This window comes from Halorubrum trueperi (genome assembly GCF_042662525.1).
GTDB lineage: Archaea > Halobacteriota > Halobacteria > Halobacteriales > Haloferacaceae > Halorubrum > Halorubrum trueperi.
The window spans coordinates 1-21,670 of the sequence record NZ_JBHSXI010000007.1 but is presented as its reverse complement, the minus strand read 5'-3'; the positions used below and the strand labels follow the sequence as shown (position 1 = coordinate 21,670).

Below are 21,670 nucleotides of genomic sequence, written 5' to 3'. Positions count from 1 at the left end.
CCTCGGCTACTCACCACCGCCGCTGCTCGACCGGCTAATCGAAGACGCTCAAAAGATCCACAAGCAACGACCAATCTTACAAGAGACGCTCGCTACCGCTACATAACCGAAGTGTGAGACTTAACTAAAGATAGATAGAGACTTAACTAAAGACGGATGTCAGCCACCCAGAATCGTTTGAAGCCGAGCTGTTCGGCCTGTTGAGCGGCCTCGACGGTGTTCGCGTATACATCACTCGCAGTCCCATCGGTGGGAACGGGGGACAGGTCAACGGCAGAGAGATCCATGCTCGGATTCGACGACGGCACAGGTTAACGGTTTGGTTAGTCCAGCACGTTTCTCGCCCCAATTGACAGACTGTCTGCGGGAGTTGCTCAGCGATAGACTCTCGATAGGCTCCCTGCGTACGGTCGAGTACCGGTGGGATTGGGAATATTTTTCATACTGACCAAACAATTAGATCGTATGGCAGACGTACTCGTTATCGGCGGTGGTCCGGCTGGCCTCAGTGCCGCACTGTTCACGGCGAAAAATGGCCTGGGAACGGCTGTCTTCGACACCGACGAGACGTGGCTACACAAGGCCCACCTATTCAATTACCCTGGGATCGGGTCAATCGACGGGTCGACCTACATAACCACGCTCCGCGAACAGGTTGATGATCTTGGCGTCACCCGTCACCAGGACACCGAAGTCACGTCGGTCTCGACGACCGACGATGGCTTCCTCGTCACCACAGCTGACGACGAGTCCACGGCAGACTACGTCGTGTTAGCGACGGGGGCAAACCGCGATCTAGCGGATGACTTGGGCTGTGCGTTCACCGATGAGGATGTCATCGACGTGGACGTAACGATGGAAACGTCGGTCGAAGACGCCTATGCCACGGGCGCGATGGCTCGGGCCGAGGAGTGGCAGGCAGTCATCTCCGCAGGTGACGGTGCGGCAGCCGCGCTCAACATTCTCACGAAAGAGAGAGGTGAGCACTTCCACGACTTCGACGTGCCAGCGGACGCCGAAGAACTGTTCGGGTCGTTAGTCGACGCCGAGAATCAGTGATCTTCGGTGTCCCCTTGTCTCATTCGCTCCCTCCCGTCTTCGGGTGACTGTCCAGCCAGGTATAGCCGAATCCACGGGAGCAATGCTAGCGGTCAAACTGCGGCGCTGCGAGGAGTTCGTCCCAATGAGTGACCGATCCCGACTTGCGCTCGTCGTCTGGAGCGTCCTCGTGTCACAGGTATTTCTCTATCCGGGGCTCGACGAGATCGTCTCGGTGCTGGGCGGCGGCGAGAGCATTCTCGCGGGGACGTGGTTCTTGGCCGCCGAGTTCGGCGCGTTCGTCGTCTGTGCCGTCCTGTGGGGCATCGTGAGTGATTCGCTCGGCACTCGCTCCCCACTCGTCGTGCTCGGCGCTACGGGCGGTGCAGCGAGTTATCTGGCGGTCGCGTTCGCTCCCTCCCTCGGTCTCGGTTTCGGGGCCGTGTTACTGTTACGCGTCGTTGGCGGGGCGTTCACGATCGGTGCGTTCTCACTTTCGATCACGATGCTGATGGACCTCTCGGGGGGACACGGCCGAAATATGGGCGCGGCCGGAACGGCTATCGGACTCGGAGCCGCACTCGGGTCAGTCGTCGGCGGACAACTCACAGGTCTCGATCCGCTCGCGCCCCTGTACGGCGGGGCAGTGCTGCTCGCTAGTGCGGCCGCCCTGGCGTGGACGGTACCCGACCGGAGCGCCGGCGGCGGGCTCCCGGTCGGCACAGTCATTGCACGCGTCCGAACTCGCCCGACGTTGCTTGTCCCGTTCGCGTTCGGCTACATCGACCGCTTGACTGCTGGATTCTTCGCACTGACAGGTGTCGCCTATTTCAGAGACGCGTTCGGAATCGACGCTGCGACAGCAGGATTCACGCTGGCGTTGTTCTTCGTCCCGTTCGCGGTGTTGCAGTATCCAGTCGGGTCGCTCTCCGATCGGATCGGCCGATTCCTCCCAGTCATCGTCGGGTCGATGTTGTACGGAGTGACGATCATCGCTGTCGTCTTCGCACCGAGATACGGTATCGCGGCAGGGTTGATGGTTCTCGTCGGTATCTGTGGAGCGTTGGTCTCTCCGACGACGATGGCGCTCGTCACCGACATCGTGCCAGCGTCGGAACGCGGTGCGGCGATGGGCGGGTTCAACGTGTTCGGGAGCCTCGGGATGCTGAGCGGGTTTCTCGTCGGCGGAACCATCACGGAACTCTACGGCTACCTGCCGGCGTTCCTCGCCGCTGGCGGGTTGGAGATAGCGATCGCCGTGCTCGCGTTGCGAGCAGTCCGGCGGATCACGGCTCCCGAGCGAGGCCCGTCACCCGGCGTAAGTACCGACTGACGGCGTCGAACTGTCGGACGAGTAGACCGGGATGCCCTGCTGAGCTAGTCAGCTTCCCAACAGCCAACCGGGACAAAACGGCCGACGACGCGGGCGTCGACCGTCAGACTGCTTCGACCCGCTCGAAGAGGTACGTCCCGACTCCGACCGTGACCGCGGAGGAAACGAGAAGTGCACCGAAGTCGAGCGCGAGCGGATACTCGGAGGCCCCGACCAGCACCGCTCGGAGGCCGTCGACGCCGTAGGTCAGGGGGTTGACGAGCGCGAGGAACTGGACCGGCGTCGGGAAGCTGGAAATCGGATAGATCGCGCCCGAGAGGAAGAACAGCGGGAAGATGACGAACTGGACGACGAGGCCGAATCCCTCGCTGTCGCTGAATTGGGAGGCGAGCGCGACGCCTAACCCGACGAACGTGACCGCAATCAGGAGGAGGAATACCAGCGCCAACGGCAGCGAGAGGAGACTCACGACACGGAAGCCGAGCGGGATTGAGAGCAGGAGAATCAGGATCGCCTGGACGAGCGCCGTGGTTGAGCCACCGGCGATGCGGCCGAGGACAATCGACGTGCGGCTGACCGGGGCCACGAGAATCTCCTTCAGGAACCCGACGTCCTGATCAGACAGAATCGAGAGCCCGGCAAAGGACGCCCCGAACAGCATCGTGAACCCGACCATCCCGGGGACGAGGAACTGGAGGTAGTCCACACCCTCGGGGAGCCCGGGAATCGCTACACCACTGAATCCAAACGCCAGGAAGACGAGGAACAACAGCGGCATCGCAACCGAGCCGACGATCCGAGACGGTGTTCGCAGGAACCGCTTGACATCGCGTAACCAGAGCGCGTAGATACTCAGCGGATCGAACAAATTCATTCCGTCCCCTCCGACGTCACAGTCCGGGTCCGTCTCGTCATCGAACCAGTCTGTCTCTCCGACTCGCCGTCCGTCCCGGATTCACTGTCACCGGTTGCTTCGCGTTCTTCGATCGTCGTGCCGGTGAGCGAGAGGAAGACCGTTTCGAGGTTCGGCCGATGGATGTCGACGGACCTTATCGCCACGCCGGCATCGTCCGCCAGGCGTACCAGCTCGGCGATTCGCGCCTCACCGCGCTCGACGGTGACATTGACACTGGCCTCGTTGGTTTCGTACCCGATAACCCACGGTCGTGCATCGAGGCGGTCGCACACGTCCGCCACGGGCCCGTCGACGGCCAGCGAGACGACGTCGCCGCCCAGTGAATCTTTGAGTGCCGCGGGCGAATCAATCGCGGCGATATCGCCGTCGTCGACGATCGCGACGCGGTCACAGAGCTGTTCGGCCTCCTCGATGTAGTGGGTGGTCAAAACGATCGACACGCCAGCCTCCTCGTTCATCCGCTGGATGTACTCCCACGTATCCCGGCGGGTTCGTGCATCCAGCCCGACTGTCGGTTCGTCGAGAAAGAGGACGGTTGGTTCGTGGAGGAGTCCGCGTCCGATTTCGAGTCGGCGTTTCATCCCGCCGGAGTACGTGCCGACGAGACCGTTACGTTCGTCGGTCAGCCCGACCAGTTCAAACACCTCGCCCATGTTGGTTTCACGTTCCCGTTTGTTCATGCCGTAGAGTCGCGCGTGAAACGCCAGGTTCTCCTCGCCAGTCAGGTCTTCGTCGAGCGCCGGTTCTTGGAAGACGATGCCGAGGCTGTTGCGGACGGCGGCGGTCTCTTCCGTGATGTCGTAGCCGTTGACCGTTGCAGTTCCGGCATCCGGCCGCAAGAGCGTAACGAGCATGTTGATCAGCGTCGACTTGCCCGCACCGTTCGGTCCGAGCAAGCCAAACACCTCGCCGTCTTCGACCGTGAAGGACAGGTCGTCCACCGCGGTCGTATCCCCAAATGTCTTGGTCAATCCGTCAATCTCGATTGCAGCCATGAGAGTTCTCGATCGGGTTTGACTAACCGGTCAGTACGTAAGTAGTCACTAGAGGAGTGAAGCCCCTCGGTGTCGAAGGTATTGGATGCGTTGATACGTTCTCGGCGTGGTCCCGACCAGTCAATAAGCTATCAATCCTGACCACCACTTATACCGTCCGGGCGAGGATTGTCGGAAGACAACCGTGACAGCGATCCAGATCCAGGACCTTACCAAGACATATGGGGACGTGACCGCGGTCGACGGGCTCTCGTTGACCGTCGCCGAGGGCGAACTGTTCGGCCTCCTCGGGCCGAACGGGGCCGGCAAGACCACGACGATGGAGATACTCACCGGTCAGATAACGCCCGAGCGCGGCAGCGTCGCGGTCCTCGACGTCGACCCGGTCGCCGATCCGACAGCAGTACGCGAGCGGGTCGGCATCCTCCCTGAGAAGGAGTCGCCGCCGAGTTTCATGACGCCGCGGGAGTACTTCCAGTTCGTCGGCGCAGTCCGAAACATCCCCGACGAGCAAGTGGACGAGCAGGTCGAGACCTGGGCGGACCGCCTCGGGTTTGCAGAGCAACTCGACACGATGTCGACGGACCTCTCCCGGGGCCAACAACAGAAGGCGATGATCGCCGCCGCCTTCCTCCACGAGCCCACGCTCGTGTTCATCGACGAGCCGCTGGCGAACCTCGATCCCATCGTCCAAGAGCGAGTCAAGCGCTTCCTGAGCGAGTACCGCGAGGCTGGCAACACGGTCATCGTCACCACGCACGACGTGGACGTGGCGGCGGAGCTGTGCACACGCGTCGGCGTGATGTACAGCGGCGACCTCGTTGCCGACGTCCGCCCGTCGGAGCTCCCGGCTGAGGAGACGCTGCTCGACGTGTTCCTTGACCGGGTCGACGCGAGCGTCGAGCGGGGTGTGGCAACCCATGACTGACGGCCGGACCCGCCGCGTTTTCGTCGCCATGCTCCGCGAGGAGTGGCGTATGCATAGCCACCTCTTCCGAGCCTGTCCAAGAAACATCGGCAGAATACCTCAGAGTCTACGAGCACTGTGTACACATGACGTAAATTTCATTTAGTAGAAACCCTTGTACAGCGTAAGGATTCATTCGTGACGTTCAACTTCATTCAATACGACCAAGATCAGCAACATCTCCTGCCAAAGAACGTCGCGGAGTGGGTCGAAGAGGATAGCCTCGAACGCTACGTCTCCGATGTCATCGATCATCTCGACAACGAGGGCCGGCTTGACCCCTTCTATCCGGAGGACCGGGAGGACGGCCGCGGGCGGCCGTCCTTCCATCCCGTAATGATGCTGAAAGTCCTCGTCTTCGGCTACTGTATTGGTATCCGCAGCTCCCGCAAACTCGATCGGCTCCTCGAACGTGACGTCGCGTTTCGCTACCTTGCCGCGAATCAACAGCCCGACTTCCGTACGATCAGCCTCTTTCGCAAGAACCACCGCGAGGAGTTCGAGCATCTCTTCGTTGAGATTCTTCGTCTCTGTCGGGAAGCTGGCATGGCCGAGATGGGCGAAGTCGCCCTGGACGGCCGTCGCGTCCAGGGCGACGCTGCCCTCGACCAAAATCGGACTCGTGACCAGATCACCGAGGAAATCCAAGCTATCCTCGACAAAGCTGCCGAGATCGACGCGGCCGAAGATGAGGAGTATGGACCAGAAAACCGAGGAGACGAGCTCCCGGAGGAACTCCGGGAGCAAGAGGATCGTCTCGAACGGTTACAAGAAGCCAAGGAACGGCTTAACGCCAAGGAACAGCAACGCAAGGAGGAGCAGGCCGAGAAAATTCGTCAAAGAGAGCGGGAAGAGAAAGAATCAGGTCAAAAGAAACGTGGCCGGAAGCCCACACCTCCGGAGGAGGTGGCGCTTCCGGACGACACAAAGGCGAACACGACGGATCCAGAGAGTCAAACGCTCAAAACCCGCAACGGGTGGAAACAGGGCTACAACGGCCAGGCGATGGTGGACTGTGACACGCAGGTCATCGTTGCGCAGGATGTGACGACTGACGCAAACGATGTCCAGCAGCTCAAGCCGATGCTGGAGATCTGTGAGGAGGTGAACGACAAGCGCCCGGAGCGGGCGCTTGCCGATGCCGGGTATTGGAGCAACGCGAACGCGCAAGTAGCAGATGAGCAGACGGAACTGTTCATCGCTACGACCAAGGACTGGAAGCGACGGAAAGAACTGCGAGAGGCGGCTCCGCCCCGGGGGCGGATCCCCGACTCGTATGGCCCGAAAGAACGGATGGAGCGGAAGTTGCGAACGAAACGAGGGCAACAAATCTACCGCAAGCGAAGTCAGACCGTGGAGCCGGTGTTCGGCCAGCACGTCACACGGGGGTGTGATAGATTCCTGTTGCGTGGAGAGACGGGAGCACGTGCCGAGTGGTCGTTGTTCGCAGCGACGCACAACCTGTTGAAGCTGTGGCGGTCCGGCCGGGGGCCGGACAGCCACGCAGTCGCCGACGCGATAGCGCGATAGTCACAACCCGTCGTAGTTTTTGTCAATGGTAAGTCGGAGGTAGGGTCACCCGCGTATCCGATGTACTCGGCCAAGTGGATTCTTGGACGGGCTCTTCCGCGGAGGCCATTTCGCCGCGTTCCCTGTCCTGATCGCCGCGCTGACCGCGGGCGCGGCATGGCTCCTCGTCGCGACCGGCACCGATCCGGGGACCGTCTTCGCCGGCCTCCACGCGCTCGTCTTCGTCTTCGGTCTGCACACCGGGTCGATCGGCTTCGTCGGCCGCGACGCCCTCCGGAACCTGCTGGGCGACCTGACACTACTGGTCTTTAGCGCCCGGACGCTCCCGCTCTCCCAGGACCGGCTGCTGGGTATCTTCGTCGTCAAGGATCTCGTCTACTACGCGGTACTCTTCCTCGTACCGATGTCGCTGGGGACCTTAGCGGCGGTCAGTACGGCCGACGGCATCGCCGGCCTGGTCCCCACCGGTGGCACCGCACTCCTCCTGTGGGCGACGCTGACGCTGACGTTCGTCCTCGGCATGGGCACGACCATCGCCGTACTCGGGCTCGTTCGTCAGGGGATCCCGGGACGTACTCTGGTTGCCGCACTCGGCGCGACGATTGGAGTAGCCGTCCTTGGCGGACTCGATGTCGTCGCCTACACGCCCTACGGGGTGTTCCTCGACCGGTCGCTCCCGCGAGTCAGCGCGACGCTGGCCGCCATCGCGGGGGTCTTCCTCGTCGGCGCACTCACGTTCGACGCGAGCGCACGGCGGCCCGCGCGCACCGTCGGCCCGTCGTTCCGTCGCTGGTGGCGCCGGATCGGCGACCCGGTCGCGACGAAGACGCTGCTCGACGTCCACCGGAGTTCGGGCGGGTTCTGGAAGGTGCTGTTCTCGGCCGCGATCCTCCTCGGCGTCACCGCCAGCCTCGTCGACCTGGCCGGCGAGATCACGGGCGTCTCGCCCTCGGTCGGCGTCTCGTTCGGCGCGATCCTCGGGCTCTCGGGTTTCACGACGTACAACTGGCTCACCCAGTCCGACGATGTCGACTCGTACCGGGTTCACCCGCTGCCAGTCTCGGCCGTCTTCGCCGCGAAGTTCCGGGCGTTCCTTCTGCTTGGTCCCGTCGTCGGCCTCGCGTTCTACGTGCTCGCGGTCGCCTGGCGCGGCGGGCCGCTGCTCGAAGTCCTCGTTGGGGCCGTCCTGCTCGTCGGCGTTGCCTGCTACATCTTCGGGATTACCGTCTACCTCACCGGGCTCTCTCCCAACGAGTTCCTCTTCGACACGGCGCTGTTCGCCGTCTTCGGAGCTGCGATGGTCGTTCCACTCGTCCCCATCCTCGTCGTCGGGTTCGCGCTCGCCCCGGTGTCATCCGGCCTTCTCGCCGCGCTCGGTGCCGGCGGCATCGGGCTCGGCCTCATCGGCGTCGGCCTCTATCGCCGTTCGCTGCCCAGGTGGAGCGCGCGATACCGACAGGGCTGAGCACGCGGAGTTCGACGACGACACGGTCCGATGAACGGCGAGGCGGTGGGGCCCGCTCCGACTGCCGATCGCATTGATAAGTAAGAAGCTACCCAGGCTCACCCAGGGAGGGTGAGGTCGAGCGGCACCGCGAGCACGGTCTCGTCGGGGCCGGGTAGCGCGAACGCGATCAGAAACAAGTAAAGGAAGACGAACCCTATGCGGGCCAGCCCGTCGCAGACTCCACGAGCGCCTCGGCAACGCCCGCAAAGAAACCGGAAGACGTCCCGAACGAGAGCGAGGACGGCATCGTGGTCATCCCCAGGTCCACCGTACATCGAGTACATACCGGTAGATCCCGCTGACGACGATACCACCCCCGTTCCCGACCAAATACGGAAAGTTCGCCCACTCGACGAGAGCGAACAACACCCCGACCTGGATGGGTATTGCCGTTCCGCGTACGACGTTCGTTTTGAGCAAGCCGAAGAGGTACTCCTCCCAGCCCGTGTTCCGCGACTCTCTGAAGGTCCAGGCGTTGTTGAGCACATACGAGAGGACGATCGTAATCTCGATGGCGATCACTGCCCCGACCAGGTAGTTCAGCCGACCAATGTCGACGAGGAGCCACAGCAGGACCATCTGGACGCCAGCCGTGAACGTCCCGACGAGGACGAATCGACGGAGCTGCGGCGCGAGCGGACCGCTTGAGAGGTTGCGAAGGAAGCTCCTGACCATCTATCGGTACCCCAGGGCTGACAGCCGCGCCCCGAGGTCATCGTCGACGTTGCCGGTCGCCGTCTCCCCCGCTTGTCCGCGGAGCGTCGCGGCGTGGTCGTCGACGATGGATCCGAAGCGCTCGATGACGCGCCGTTCTTCGGTGGTCGGATCGGCCGAACGGTCGTCCTGCTGGGTCGGATCCGCTGGCCGGTAGTACAGCTCCCGAGTCCTCTCGTCGACGTTCTCGACGTAGGTCCAGTCCCGGTCTCGCACGCTGACGAGCAGGTCGCCGTCGTCGAGTGACCGGGGGATGGGCTGGGCCGTCACGTCCGCGCCGCGGACGGTGACGGAGACGACCGGCTCGTCGGTCGGAGCGTCCTCGTGGAAGACGCTGGGCGTGAGGGAGTCGCCCTGCCACTCGGCGGGGGCATCGACGTCCAGCAGGTCCGCTACCGTCGGTGGAACGGCGTCGAGGTCGACCTGCCCATCGATTCGGCGGCCCTCTGAGCCGGGGACATCGACCACGAGCGGGATCCGGATCAGCTCGTCGTACAGCTTCGGGTAATGGGCGAGATGGCCGTGCTCCTGGAACTCCTCGCCGTGGTCGCCGGCCAGGACGACCGCGGTCTCGTCTGCGACGTCGTTGTCGACGAGCGTCTCCATGAGCCGGCCGATGATGGCGTCGATTTGCCGGATCGACGCCTGGTAGAGCGTCCGGAGGTCTCCAAGCGTCCGTTCGCCGACGTCCCACCCCAGGCCGGTCCGCGTGTGCGCATGGAGCATCCGGTGGGTGCCCAGCAGATCCAAGGATACCTCACGGATGTACCGTGGCGCGGGGACGTACGGGATGTGGGCGTCCATGTAGTGGACCCACAGGAAGAACGGCGAGTCGGTCTCCGTGACGAACTCGGCGGCCGCGTGCTCGACGTCGAACATCTGCGAGGTGTCAAGGAACGGCCGGTCGTCCGTGTTGCCGCGCAACCACGAACTGATCCGCCGGGCGGGGGAGATCGCCAGCTGTTAACTAGACAGTGCCGCCAAACACGATAGATACCTTAACGATGAACGTTCTTGTATCGCGGAGTAATCGACCCGATAATCTAAATTTTGTCGGCACCCGAAATCCGACAGCAATACGAACGGCACGGAAACAACAGTAACCTATGAATGAAAAATATCATCTCAATGGAATATTCGACAGGTCAACGCTAAATACGGCGCTCTCGTGGCTCTTCGTGCTTGTTCTCGCTGGCACCGCGTACCGCGGGCTCGTGACCCGTCGCTACGGGGCGGTGCTGTTTAGCGTCGTCGCGCTCGCGATCGTCGTCGGGCCGGCCGTCGCGCTCCGCGATCCGACGGTGATACCGCCGTGGTTCTTTCTCCTGTTGGTCTGTCTCCCGATTCTCTGGGACACCGTCGTTCCGTTCTCCCTCGGGACCGGTATCGTCCCGAGCCTGTCGCTCGCGACGCTCGGACTCCTGTTCGTGGTCGAGATTCACCACTTCACGGCCCTCCGACTTGTCCCGTGGTTCGCCGTCGTCCTCACCGTCCTCTCAACGCTCGCGATGGCGGCGCTCCTAAACGTCCTTCGCTGGACCGCCGACGTGCTGTTCAGTACGTCGTTCCTGCTCGACGGCCGGACGCAGGCCGCCATCAATACCGCGGTTATGGTCGAGTTCGTGTACGTGACCGTTGCCGGCGTGCTCGCCGGGATTATCTTCTTCTACTACTTCCGGCGGGTCACCGATCTGTCCGACAGTCGAACGTCCGAGACGCTGCCGTTCACGGGGGCGACGCCTACCGAATCGGCGCTTCTCAGCGAACGGTTGAACCTGTCGATTAAGAGACAGCGACAGCTAGCCCGCGGGATGCAGGTTCTCCTCGCGCTCACGTTCGGCTACGGGCTCTGGACGCGCCAGTTGCCGTTCCTGGTCAACGCCGGCGTCGCGCTCGCGATCACGTTCGTGCCGGCGCTGTTGGAGCGAGACTTCGGCCTCCCGGTCGAGCCCGGCCTCGCACTCTGGATCACGAGCGCCGTCTTTCTCCACGTCCTCGGCACCGCCGGGCTGTACGGACTGCTCCCACCGTGGGATGCGCTCACCCACACGTTTTCCGCGACGGTCGTCGCCGCCGCGGGGTACGCGACGCTGCGGGCGATTTACATCCACACGCCGTCGATCCACCTCCCGCCGTGGGCGATGTTCGCGTGCACGCTTGTGTTCGTCCTAGCGGCAGGCGTCGTCTGGGAACTGCTCGAGTTCGCGATCGACCGGAGCGCACTGCTGCTGGGATTCGATCCCGTCCTCGCACAACACGGAATCGACGATACGATCGTCGATCTGATCTTCGACGCCGTCGGTGCGGTAATCGTCGCGGCCTGGGGAACGGTATATCTCGTCGCCGTCTCTGATTACCTCGCACTCCAGCTCGAACAGCGGTTCGACATTTGAGATCCGCCTCTCTTTTGTGAAGCACTACTGGTGGATACTTCCCTCCAGTCTCGAAGTTGCATCCGTCACGGCGAGACTACGGTCACGAACCTGGAGCGAAAATAATCATCTTCGATTTCGCTGCTTGGGGTCGCCCTCGCCAAGTCGATTAACGGAAGATCTGTGGCGGTAAGACGCATTTCTACAATAAGATCGAACACCACTCGGATACGCCCACCGCGACCACATTCGAGATCTCTCTATCCAGCAGATTCGAGAGATGAATCGGCAGGCGATACGGCACCTCATCGGCAAGGTCGCAGAGACGGAGGAGTTCTTTCGTGTGGGTCTCGTTGCCATCAACATCGCTGAAGCCAACCCCTTCACAGGCGATAGAACGGGCCACGAAGACGAGATAATCGGGACGAAAGAACAGACCAACGAGTACGCCCACCAGTAGGCAACAGTCCAGCTCGTCAGCAACGCTGTCCCAATCGTCCTCGATGCCCGGCCAGTACGGAAAGGCGAGTCACGCAGGAGGATTGTCAAGGACTTGTTGGATTCGGCTGAAGAGTTCGTCCACGTCGATAATGTCCTGATGGAACGCGAGTTCGATAGCCAGCACGTCTTGAAGATGATTAGCCAGCGTGGTCTCTCCTAGGTCGTCCCGAAGCGGATGCAGACCAGCGAGAAATCGCAGGCGAAACGGTTGCTTCGATATGATCAAGACCGGTACGAGACTAACCGTAAACTCCATCTCGGGGAGAACGAGTGGCACGAGACGACGCTTCTATCGGCAGAAGGGGGACTCAGAGCACGACGACCACCGGCAATACCCGGTGTTCATGACGAATTGCGGGAGTGGCTTCCTCACTGAGTACGGGTATCGCTGGGAGATCGAGGGTAGATACAGGCCGATCAAACGGTTCATGGCTGCGACGATGTCGAAGAATTTCGGGCTTCGATTCTTCTACTTCGCGTTCGCCTGTCTGCTGTACTCTACCTGGCGAGCAATCGATCTGCTGGTACAGGTCGAGTTGACCGGTGAATATGAATATTCGCCGATCGTGACGGCCGACAACACGCTGACACTGTTGAAGAAGGGAACCGGGATCTGATTGCGAGGATCTCTGCCCGTGGTAGCGCGGCGTCTGAGTGGCTACACTATCTGCGGTCTCGGTAAACCTCAAATTGGTTGTATATTTAATAAGAACGCTCGTTCAGAAAGCGATCTGAATCCGTTTCTACTCATCGATTCGGGTGAGACAACGCATCACAGCCCCGCTAATCCCGCTGTAGTCTCAACTTCATCCCCGCGGAGGAATCCCCCGCTTTAGCCCTGTCTCTTACCCACAAGTTCTAACGCCGTAGCTGACGAACTAACGCCGGAAGATGGGGCATCGTTCACGAGGATGGAGGCCAGAACTCGACGAAGATGGACAGCTCCGTGACATGGACGTCTCTGGATGGATTCGAACGGAGTTTCGATCAGCCGAGTTTGGAGATGAGCGTCTCACTGGTCGTCTTGTACAGATTGGGGATGAACTCGGCAGTTCGCCTGCCGAGTCCATCCCCGCATCCTGCGAGGATTGGCCGTCCACAAAGGCTACATACCGATTCTGCGATAACGACCGTGTGGAACCGAACGAGATTCTCTCCGCTCACAAGCAGGAACAACGATCACGAGTCGCTCATTTAGACGAACTGTTGATTGTTTCCGATACGACCGAACTTGTCTTTCCAAGGCATCCATCCAAGGAAGGACTCGGCGATATTGGTAACTCTGAGACGGATCTCGAAGGGATCAAACTCCACTCATCAATCGGGATTCATCCGCAGACGCATCGAATGACCGGGGTCATCGATCAGCAGGCGCTGATCGAAGACCAGCAAGCCAGCGAGAAGTACGACGCAAATGGGAAAAAAGAGCCCATTCTCCTCGAAAGCGAGCAGGACAAATGGATTCGAGGGGACAGGCAAGCCAGAGACTGGCTTGCCGATGAAATTCGTCCGCTGTTCATCCATGATCGGGGCGCAGACGCATTCGCGTTCTACCAGGAAGTCATCGAAGAGATGGATAACGCCGGGTTTCTGGTCCGAGCGAATCAAAACCGGCGGATTTTGACAGAAGACGGTGACGAAGGGAAACTCTTTGATTGGAGTCGCGACCTCGCCGAGCGAGGTCGCAAATCCATCGAGATTCAGCAAGCAGGTGGACGAGAAGCGAGGACAGCAAAAGTGTCGATCGCAACTGGGACGTGTCAGTTGCGTGCGCCACGAAATAATCCAGATCAAGAGGGTGCAGTTGAGGTGAACGTCGTGAGAGTCGACGAAGTCAGCGACTCTGATGACCCGATTCAGTGGGTGTTACTCACCACTGAATCGGTCGAACAATACGATAACGTATTGACTCTCATCGATTACTACGGTCTCCGCTGGCGAATCGAAGACTGGCACAAAGTGTTGAAGAGTGGCTGTAAAATCGAAGAGCGTCAACTCCAGACGTGGGAGCGTATGGAGGTGTTGCTGAGTGTCTACTCGGTAATTGCGTGGAAGGTCCTGGAGTTACGAGAGCTAGCCCGTGGAGATGAGTCGGTTGCTCCAGAAATCTTGTTGAGCGACGCCGAACGCGCAGTTCTGGAAACGAAATTTCCAGAACTGCACGAACAGAGCGGCAAAGCGTACGCAGTCCATGTAGCGAAGCTTGGCGGGTACCTGGACCGGGGATCTGATCCACCACCAGGCTGGGAGACGATGTGGAAAGGACTCCAGAAGCTGCGCATGTGGGCAGAAGGCTACGAACTCGGTGCTGAATGAGCGCCAGAGCCGCTCATTCAGCGAAACTCACCGTGAGTTCACTGTTCTACTCGGAGTCACAGCCACCCAACTCTCTGAGAATCTGAATTCGACGTCAATAATGACTTCCCCCTGACCAATTTTTTTATCTCGGGTCGATTTTGGTTAATTTTTCTCGCTGCCGTTGAGTTATGGGTAAGAGACAGCGCTTTAGCCGTGGGAGGTGATCAATGGTCACCCAGCTGCGCACTATCGACGTAAACAAGCTCGTCCGCACGTTCGAGCAGTCGTACGCCCCACGTAACGGTGACCGGGACCAACGCGGTCGTGAAGATGGCGATGAACACGAGAATCGAGAACAGCTGCGCATCGATGACACCGGCCGATAGCGCGACTGACGCGATAATGATCTCGACGGTCCCGCGCCCGTTCATCCCGAAGCCGACGACGAGCCCCTCACGGGAGGTCAGCGATGTCGGCAAGGCGAACAGCCACGAGCCAAGGATCTTCCCAAGGAATGCTATGGCAACGAGCGCGACGAGGATTCCGAACGACTCGAAGAAGACATCGAATGTAATGTCAAACCCGACTGTCACGAAAAACACTGGGGCGAAAAACCCCATCGCGAGGTCGTACATAACCGTGTGCATGTGCTCGTACAGGGATGGTTCGACGTCGGATTGTCGGAGGAACATCCCGGCGATGAACCCGCCGATGACCATGTGCAGGTCCGCCAGCGTCGCCAGTTGAGCGAACAGAAGCGAGACCAACAGAGCGAACATGAACGCGGTGGTTTTGTCGACGAATCCGTACTGTTTGCGGTACCGCTCGATGTGCATCCAGGCTCGTGGCAGGAACCAGTATCCGAGCAGAATCGTGACCACGAAGAACCCGAGCGCCTTCCCCACAATCACGCCGATCTCCAGCGGATCAAGCGCGCCGGCAGTGACGTAGCTGTCGACGCCCGCGAACGCGATGAGGACGCCGACGTCGGATGCGAGCGCACCTCCGAGCAATACATTCGCAATGCGGGTATCGAGTAACTCGAGGTCAGCAAGGATGCGGGATTTAGTCGCAAGGGAGGTAGCGGCCATAGCAAGGCCGAGGAAGAGCGCCGCATCGGTGGACACGTCGAGCCAAACGCCCGCGGCATAGCCGAGGCCGAAGGGAATGACGAACGCTCCGAACGCGATCAACAACGACTGCGGTCCGAGCCGGAACAGCTCTCTGAGGTCGACTTCCATCCCTACGTACACCATCAGGAGAAAGACGCCGAGCTCTGCCAGGACGGTCAAGAGGTTCGACGGTTGCAACAGGCCGAGAAGCGGGGGACCGAAAGCAATCCCGGCGAACAATTCACCCATCATCGTCGGGTATCCGAACCGCTCGGCGACACCACCGAATATCCAGGCGACAGTTAGAACGAGTAACAGGCTTAGGAGATCGATGCTGACGGTTTCGACCATTATCGAGGTACCCTTGCGATTGGCTGGGGTGTGGGCGAGTGGTCTTCCCAGAAATGTGTCGACGATATCGAGGATCCGCACACCATGCGGGACCATCCAATGGGTCGGTTACTACGAACTCCTGTTGAATCGTCCCGAACGCGTCGTGTCCCGCTCCTACGCGCTGAATTGGCGATTCGCCGACTACGGACGTGATGACCACATCTGCCGGCAGAGCGCCATAGCGACAACTCCATCGGTGGTTACTAATCAGTTAGTCAGTCGAATAAGTATGTCGGTCTCGTCTACGTGGAAGACGTGGGGGTCGGTTCCTAGGGAAGCAGAAGAAAGCGAAATCAGAGGTACGTTTGATGGGTGATAAACACGGCGATAGCGAGACACGCGACACCGAGCGCACGTACGACCCACGTCCACTTGTTGGAGACAGTTTCTTCCATACCGTATTCGCCACGACGCCGGCGGTTCGGGCCGACGAATACGGATAACCGGAGGGCCGTTCGCGGCGCGGTGATCAACGCAATGCCCAACAGGGCACCGAGGACGACCGCGAGGAGTTCGCGGATGCCGGGCATCTACGAGCGGAGCCGCTGGATGCGCTTCTCCATGGGTGGGTGCGTGGAGATGATCTGCTGAAGGAAGCCGCGGTCGGGACTGGAGATACAGAGCGCGCTCACCTGCTGGTCGACGCCCTGGTCGCGGGAGCGCTGGTTGCCCCGCCCGCGGCCGCGCTGACTGGCCGGTCCACGGGTACGCTGGTTCGCCGACTCGCGGGCCTGCTGGTTGCCCTGGTGGATCTTCTCGAGAGCGCGCGCAAGCGGCTCACCCTGCCCGATGACATCCCTAGCGTCGGCGTCGGCGACGTATTCCCGATACCGGGAGATGGCAAGCACGAAGATCATCACGAAGAACTGGACGATATTCCCGACGACGATGGCGAGGAAGAAGTCCGCGAGGTCGTTGTCGCCCGTGAACAGCACGATGTACTGGGCGACGATGGCGACGATGGAGGCGATACCCTGGCCGAGTTGCATCGTGATGACGTCACGATTGTCGATGTGCGCGAGTTCGTGAGCGATGACGCCCTCTAGTTCATCGCGGTCAAGCAACTGGATGAGTTCCCGGGAGATGACGACCGTGCCGTTGCCGCGGCGGCCGACCGCAAACGCGTTCGGCACGCCCATGTCGGCGATCTTCAGCGATGGCTTCTCCATATCCTTGTCTCGACAGACTTGTTCAACGAATTGGTGGATCTGCGAGTACTGGGTCTCGGGCAGGTCCTCGGCCCCAACGCTCCGTAACGCGGCCCACTTGCCGACCTTGTACTGGATTCCGATCAAGAGGATGCTGCCGACGATGGCAATCGGGAGGATGCCCTCGCCGAACGCCACCATCGCTACGGCGACGGCTACGAGGTAGAATCCCGCGAGGATGGCTCCGACTACGGCCATCCGTACTTTGAGTCCGAAGTGTCGCATAGGGGGCACTACGTAGTTAGGGCTATAAAAGTGGTTCTCTATAACCTGACGGGATCGTTAGGCAGATGATGCAGAGAGATACGGATTACAGCGGATATAGCGCCCTTATAGATGGCCGAGTTATAGTCCTTCAACGGTCAAGAAGACTTATGGCTGACCAACCGGTTAGTTTCACTATGAGCCAGTCGATCTCTCGAAAGCGGCCATGGCTCGCTGCGCTGCTCGGAGCAGTTGCGACAGGGTTCGGGCACCTCTACCTCCGGCGGTGGGGGCGTGGGCTTGCCTGGGTCGGCGTTCTGTTTGGGGTTACTGTCCTCTTCGTTGACCCTGCGGCCGTCGAGGCACTCGCAAACTGGAACGCCGTCGATCCCCTAGCGATCGCTCCGATTCTGATTGTGGGGAGTCTCAGCGTCTTCGACGCGTATCTTCTCGCACACGCTCATAATGCGGTCGCTCGGCTGACCGTTACTCCGGATGGACAGCTTACACACTGTCCGAACTGTGGGAAGGAACTCGATTCAGATCTGGAGTTTTGTCACTGGTGTACGACGGAGATCGGGGATCTAGGAGCAGGCTTTCCGAACGATCGAGATGGGCGACATGAACGCTGAAACGGCAATTTCTGACCGGTTTACCAATCCACTCCCCCGTGTTGTGTGTTTCCATGGCAATGCATGGGGCGAGTTCGGCAGTAGCTGGCAGGTTCTGATTCAAGGCTCCGGGCGAACGAATTCTACACATGAGTAATCGAGTATCCGTCGAGAAACAGGCACGGGTGCTTGCGCATGCATTGATCGTCATCGTGTTGGCATTTGCACTGGGTATTGGTCTTGGCATCCCGGTGACGCTCGGAATGGCGCTAATGGGCTTTAGTCTCAGCCCACCGTCGACAGCAGTGCTCGCTGCAACGTCTATTACTCAGTACCTCGGGTTCATCGCTGTCGTCGGAGCCTACCTCCGCGTTACCGACGTTGGGGACCTCGTTCGTGTCCGCATGCCAACTCTCCGCGATATCGCTTGGATAGTCACTGGTCTCGTCGGGTTGTTCGTGGCGGTGTATCTCGTCGGCATCGTCATTACTGCGATTGGTGCTGAGCAAGCACAGAACACTGTCGTTACGATGGGACAACGGAATCCGGAACTCTTTCTCGTGATGATTCCGATTACGCTTCTGTTCGTCGGTCCGGGCGAAGAGCTAGTGTTTCGTGGCGTGGTTCAGGGTCTGTTCCGCCGTGCCTACGGGGCAGTCCCGGCCATCGTCATCGCCAGTTGTCTCTTCGGTGTTGCCCACTATGCCGCGCTGGCCGGGAGCGGCAAACTCACATATATCGTCGTGACGATACTCCTTGGCCTCATCCTTGGCGGGCTCTACGAACGAACCGGTAACGTCCTCGTTCCAATCGTCGTCCACGGCATATACAACGCGATACTGTTTGCCGGCCAATGGGCAGTCGCGGTGAACGATATTCCCGTGCCGTCTTGAACCCCTGCTTGAAGTCACGGACCAGAATGTTTCCCTTGCGACCTGTAACTAGCTGGCAACCTGTACTAGGTCTCTCCGCTCCCGTCTGTGTCAGCTCTGAGGACGGCGTTCACGTATTCATCTGCGGTTCGTCTGGCCGTTGCGAGCGTATCCGTCTCGTCCAGAACGACCGCCCGAGTACGCCCCCCGTCAACGATGGTCATGAGCGCCCGTGCGACGTGTTCGGAATCAACGGGGGTGAATTCGCCTTCATTGATACCATGATCGATCACGGTTCTGAGCATGTACCGGACGTACTCGTCGTTCTGTTGGAACCGGTCGCGGAACGCCTCATTGTACGGTGCTTGACTCCGCATCTCGAGCATTGCGATCAACAAGTCGTGATGGTCCTCCGGAGCAACGAGTAACTTGTCGAGCAGGAGTTCGAGTCGCTGTTCGGGATCGATCGTCTCAACCTCGTGTATCGTCTCGCCGAACTGGTCAAGGACATAGTCAAGAAAAGCGACAAGTAGGTCGTCTTTCGTGTCGTAGTGGTAATGAACGGCAGCGGTCGATTTCCCGTACTCCTCGGCAATCCGTTTGATCGTGAGATCAGCGTATCCGTGGTCTCGAAGCGCGCGATAGGTCGCACGCATAATCTCCTCGTCAGAATCCGACGAAGCCCGATCCGGCAGGTCTGCCATTAGTAGAATGTTCGTCCTGCTCCCAATAACAGTTTTGACATACTCGTTAGAATCGGCCACACAGTATCTCTCCTGTAGCACGTAGTCTGGGCGGAAATAACGGCGACTTCTCAGTCAGGTTTGTACTTCCAAAGGCTTTTGACTGACTGGTTAGTAAGTAGCCTATCGACCACATGGCAGACGATCCAGCCACCGAGATACTGGATGCGACATACCGTGCTCTCTGCGAGCATGGCTACGCAAACCTTACACTCCAGGATATCGCTGTCGAAGCGGACACGAGCAAGGCATCAATTCACTACCACTACGACTCCAAAAACCAGTTGATTGCCGCCTTTCTCGACGAATTGTTCGAGCGATTCATCGACCGAGTGGACTCTCCTGTGGGTGACACGCCGCAGGAACAGCTTGACGCGCTCCTCCAGGTATTACTCAGTACCGACGCTGATCCGTCTCTGAGAGAATTTCGAACAGCGATGCTCGAACTGAAGGCGCAGGCCCCGTACGATCCGACGCTGCAGGAACGCCTCACCGAATTCGACGAGGTCCTGTCCGAACAACTGCGGGCGATACTCGCGGCTGGTGTGGACGCTGGCGGGTTCGACGACACCATCGAGCCAACCCACGACGCGGAATATCTCACAACGACGATTACCGGTGCACACACGCGAGACATCGCTATCAACCAATCCTCTGAGCAACTCTACGTCACGATGACCAGACACATCGAGCGACATCTGCTCGCCGATGAGCAACCAGAGGTCGCGCAGTAATGGCGCTGTTCAGCCGTATTCGTTCGCTCTTCAAGGGCCCCGAAGAGTTCGACCTCACGTCGGGTGGCATCGGGAAGCCACTGTTCTTCCTGTCGATGCCGATCGTCGTCACCAATCTCTTCCAGACCGCCTACAACCTCGCCGATACGTTCTGGCTGGGCCAGTACAGCACCGACGCACTGGCGGCGATCAGCTTCGCGTTCCCGATGGTGTTCTTGCTCATCTCGCTCGGGATGGGGATTTCCGTCGCTGGCAGCGTGCTCGTCGCCCAGTTTACTGGTGCAGACGAGGAGCGCGAGGCCGAGTATGCCGCTTCGCAGACGGTGACGTTCGCAGTTATCGCCTCGGTCATCCTCGGCGGCGTCGGCTACTTCCTCGTCGAGACGTTCCTCGACGTGATGGGCGCGTCCCAGGACGTGCTGCCGCTGGCGACGAGTTACATGGAAGTCATCTCACTTGGCCTGTTGTTCATGTTCGGCTTCTTCGTCTTCGTCGCCCTCATGCGCGGGTACGGAGACACGATCACGCCGATGCTCGTGATGTTCGGCTCGGTCGTGCTCAACATCGTCATCGATCCGTTCCTGATCTTCGGCTTCGACAGCAATCCGCTGTTTGCGATGCTCAGCCTCGGCGGCCTCGAATCGACGCTGTTCGCAATGACCGGCTACACGGGGTCCGGGATCACGGGTGCGGCGATCGCGACCGTCTTCTCCCGCGGGCTCGCGCTGGTCGTCGGCCTCGCGATCATGTTCCGCGGGAACCGCGGGGTCCAGATTCACCTGCAGGATATGGTGCCGGATTTCTCGTACCTCCGGCGGCTCGTCCGCATCGGCCTGCCGGCGTCGATCGAGGGCACTGGACGGGCGCTCTCGATGAATCTGTTGTTAGTCATCGTCGCACTCTTCCCGGACACCGTGGTCGCCGCCTACGGGATCGGGACGCGCGTGTTTTCGGTGATTTTCCTCCCGGCCGTCGCCGTCGCCCGTGGGGTGGAGACGATGACTGGGCAAAACATGGGGGCCAACAAACCGGACCGGGCAGAACAAGCGGCGGGACTCGCGGCGAAAGTCCTCTTCGGCGTCCTCACGGCCGCGGGGGTCGTTGTCTTCTTCGTCGCCGCACCTATCGCCGACGTGTTCACGACTGACCCCGAGGTCGTCGATATCGCTGCGCAGTTCCTTCGCTACGTCGCCTTGACCTTCGGGTTCATCGGGATTACGCGGGCCTACACGGGAAGCTTCCGGGGAGCCGGGAAGACACTCACTGCCGCGGCCATCTCCGTGTTAATGCTCGGTGTTATTCGCTTCCCGGTCGCGTGGATCACCGCAGGCCCGCTCGGAGAGACGGGTGTCTGGCTGTCATTCGCGGTCTCGAACGTCGCTGGAGCGATCATCGCCTACGCATGGTACCGGCGCGGCACGTGGCGTGAAAGCGACTTGACCGAATCGAAAGTCAATCTCGACGAAACAAATATCGAGACAGCAGCAGGTGATGACTGAAGCCGATGACTGACTCACATCCAATCAACGAATCACGAATTGAGCGCCACTTTGAACTGCTCTATTGAAAATGCGGTACGGGAGCGGGATCATAGTGTTTTGGCGAGCTTCTTGAGGTTGTTG

General features: G+C 60.2%; 18 protein-coding genes and 3 pseudogenes. 12 read left to right on the top strand and 9 right to left on the bottom strand.

Features of this window, described 5'->3' with window-relative positions:
- Positions 1-158: 158 nt before the first annotated feature.
- Positions 159-287 (bottom strand): annotated as a pseudogene (locus tag ACFQEY_RS06560) (alkane 1-monooxygenase); the annotation flags it as partial.
- A 178-nt stretch (positions 288-465) separates the two neighbouring features.
- Between ACFQEY_RS06560 and ACFQEY_RS06555 the strand changes: the two are divergent.
- Positions 466-1,059, top strand: coding sequence for an NAD(P)/FAD-dependent oxidoreductase (locus tag ACFQEY_RS06555; protein ID WP_379766129.1), 594 nt, complete (start codon positions 466-468; stop codon positions 1,057-1,059).
- Positions 1,060-1,183: 124 nt separating this feature from the next.
- Positions 1,184-2,371: an MFS transporter gene (locus ACFQEY_RS06550; RefSeq protein WP_379766126.1), complete on the top strand. Its 1,188-nt coding sequence runs from the start codon at positions 1,184-1,186 to the stop codon at positions 2,369-2,371.
- 103 nt (positions 2,372-2,474) lie between these two features.
- Here the strand turns inward: ACFQEY_RS06550 and ACFQEY_RS06545 are convergent, their stop codons facing one another.
- Positions 2,475-3,245 carry an ABC transporter permease gene (locus ACFQEY_RS06545; RefSeq protein ID WP_379766123.1) on the bottom strand — a complete coding sequence of 257 codons (771 nt, stop codon included), beginning with the start codon at positions 3,243-3,245 and terminating at the stop codon, positions 2,475-2,477.
- Positions 3,242-4,282: an ATP-binding cassette domain-containing protein gene (locus ACFQEY_RS06540; protein WP_379766120.1), complete on the bottom strand. Its 1,041-nt coding sequence runs from the start codon at positions 4,280-4,282 to the stop codon at positions 3,242-3,244. The genes ACFQEY_RS06545 and ACFQEY_RS06540 overlap by 4 nt, the downstream gene beginning before the upstream one ends.
- Positions 4,283-4,466: 184 nt before the next feature.
- Here ACFQEY_RS06540 and ACFQEY_RS06535 point away from each other — a divergent pair, with 184 nt between their 5' ends.
- The 3 genes from ACFQEY_RS06535 to ACFQEY_RS06525 all read left to right on the top strand — a co-directional run bounded on the left by ACFQEY_RS06535 (position 4,467) and on the right by ACFQEY_RS06525 (position 8,244).
- Positions 4,467-5,210 (top strand): ABC transporter ATP-binding protein, encoded by a 744-nt coding sequence (locus ACFQEY_RS06535; RefSeq protein WP_379766117.1) that lies wholly within the window; start codon positions 4,467-4,469, stop codon positions 5,208-5,210.
- A gap of 177 nt (positions 5,211-5,387) precedes the next feature.
- Complete coding sequence (locus ACFQEY_RS06530; RefSeq protein ID WP_379766114.1) at positions 5,388-6,779, top strand: transposase; 1,392 nt, start codon at positions 5,388-5,390, stop codon at positions 6,777-6,779.
- 82 nt (positions 6,780-6,861) lie between these two features.
- The gene (locus ACFQEY_RS06525; RefSeq protein WP_379766111.1) at positions 6,862-8,244 is read left to right on the top strand and encodes a hypothetical protein; all 1,383 of its coding nucleotides are present in this window, start codon (positions 6,862-6,864) and stop codon (positions 8,242-8,244) included.
- 294 nt (positions 8,245-8,538) lie between these two features.
- Here ACFQEY_RS06525 and ACFQEY_RS06520 read toward each other — a convergent pair whose 3' ends face one another.
- Positions 8,539-8,961: a GtrA family protein gene (locus tag ACFQEY_RS06520; RefSeq protein WP_379766108.1), complete on the bottom strand. Its 423-nt coding sequence runs from the start codon at positions 8,959-8,961 to the stop codon at positions 8,539-8,541.
- Positions 8,962-9,963, bottom strand: a pseudogene (locus tag ACFQEY_RS06515) (sulfatase-like hydrolase/transferase); the annotation flags it as partial.
- A 215-nt stretch (positions 9,964-10,178) separates the two neighbouring features.
- Here ACFQEY_RS06515 and ACFQEY_RS06510 point away from each other — a divergent pair.
- The 3 genes and pseudogenes from ACFQEY_RS06510 (at position 10,179) to ACFQEY_RS06500 (ending at position 14,189) form a co-directional block, all read left to right on the top strand.
- The gene (locus tag ACFQEY_RS06510; RefSeq protein WP_379766105.1) at positions 10,179-11,393 is read left to right on the top strand and encodes a DUF2238 domain-containing protein; all 1,215 of its coding nucleotides are present in this window, start codon (positions 10,179-10,181) and stop codon (positions 11,391-11,393) included.
- Between the two features lie 190 nt (positions 11,394-11,583).
- A pseudogene (locus tag ACFQEY_RS06505) lies at positions 11,584-12,490 on the top strand (transposase); the annotation flags it as partial.
- Positions 12,491-12,764: 274 nt separating this feature from the next.
- Complete coding sequence (locus ACFQEY_RS06500) at positions 12,765-14,189, top strand: IS4 family transposase (RefSeq protein WP_379766102.1); 1,425 nt, start codon at positions 12,765-12,767, stop codon at positions 14,187-14,189.
- 206 nt (positions 14,190-14,395) lie between these two features.
- Here ACFQEY_RS06500 and ACFQEY_RS06495 read toward each other — a convergent pair whose 3' ends face one another.
- The 3 genes from ACFQEY_RS06495 to ACFQEY_RS06485 form a co-directional block, all read right to left on the bottom strand.
- On the bottom strand, positions 14,396-15,634 hold the full coding sequence (locus ACFQEY_RS06495) for a cation:proton antiporter (RefSeq protein WP_379766135.1): 1,239 nt from the start codon (positions 15,632-15,634) through the stop codon (positions 14,396-14,398).
- Between the two features lie 335 nt (positions 15,635-15,969).
- The gene (locus ACFQEY_RS06490) at positions 15,970-16,206 is read right to left on the bottom strand and encodes a DUF6199 family natural product biosynthesis protein (protein WP_379766099.1); all 237 of its coding nucleotides are present in this window, start codon (positions 16,204-16,206) and stop codon (positions 15,970-15,972) included.
- A complete protein-coding gene (locus ACFQEY_RS06485; protein WP_379766132.1) occupies positions 16,207-17,082 on the bottom strand; it encodes a M48 family metallopeptidase in 876 nt (291 codons plus the stop codon).
- Positions 17,083-17,285: 203 nt separating this feature from the next.
- Here ACFQEY_RS06485 and ACFQEY_RS06480 point away from each other — a divergent pair, with 203 nt between their 5' ends.
- Both ACFQEY_RS06480 and ACFQEY_RS06475 read left to right on the top strand, forming a co-directional pair.
- Positions 17,286-17,720: a DUF7575 domain-containing protein gene (locus ACFQEY_RS06480; RefSeq protein ID WP_379766096.1), complete on the top strand. Its 435-nt coding sequence runs from the start codon at positions 17,286-17,288 to the stop codon at positions 17,718-17,720.
- Between the two features lie 128 nt (positions 17,721-17,848).
- Positions 17,849-18,592: a CPBP family intramembrane glutamic endopeptidase gene (locus ACFQEY_RS06475; RefSeq protein ID WP_379766093.1), complete on the top strand. Its 744-nt coding sequence runs from the start codon at positions 17,849-17,851 to the stop codon at positions 18,590-18,592.
- A 65-nt stretch (positions 18,593-18,657) separates the two neighbouring features.
- Here ACFQEY_RS06475 and ACFQEY_RS06470 read toward each other — a convergent pair whose 3' ends face one another.
- The gene (locus ACFQEY_RS06470) at positions 18,658-19,275 is read right to left on the bottom strand and encodes a TetR/AcrR family transcriptional regulator (protein WP_379766090.1); all 618 of its coding nucleotides are present in this window, start codon (positions 19,273-19,275) and stop codon (positions 18,658-18,660) included.
- Positions 19,276-19,448: 173 nt separating this feature from the next.
- Between ACFQEY_RS06470 and ACFQEY_RS06465 the strand changes: the two genes are divergently transcribed.
- The gene (locus ACFQEY_RS06465) at positions 19,449-20,048 is read left to right on the top strand and encodes a TetR/AcrR family transcriptional regulator (RefSeq protein WP_379766087.1); all 600 of its coding nucleotides are present in this window, start codon (positions 19,449-19,451) and stop codon (positions 20,046-20,048) included.
- Entirely contained in the window at positions 20,048-21,547 is a 1,500-nt protein-coding gene (locus ACFQEY_RS06460) for an MATE family efflux transporter (protein WP_379766084.1), read from the top strand. Before ACFQEY_RS06465 ends, ACFQEY_RS06460 begins: the two co-directional genes overlap by 1 nt.
- The last annotated feature ends 123 nt before the right edge of the window (positions 21,548-21,670 follow it).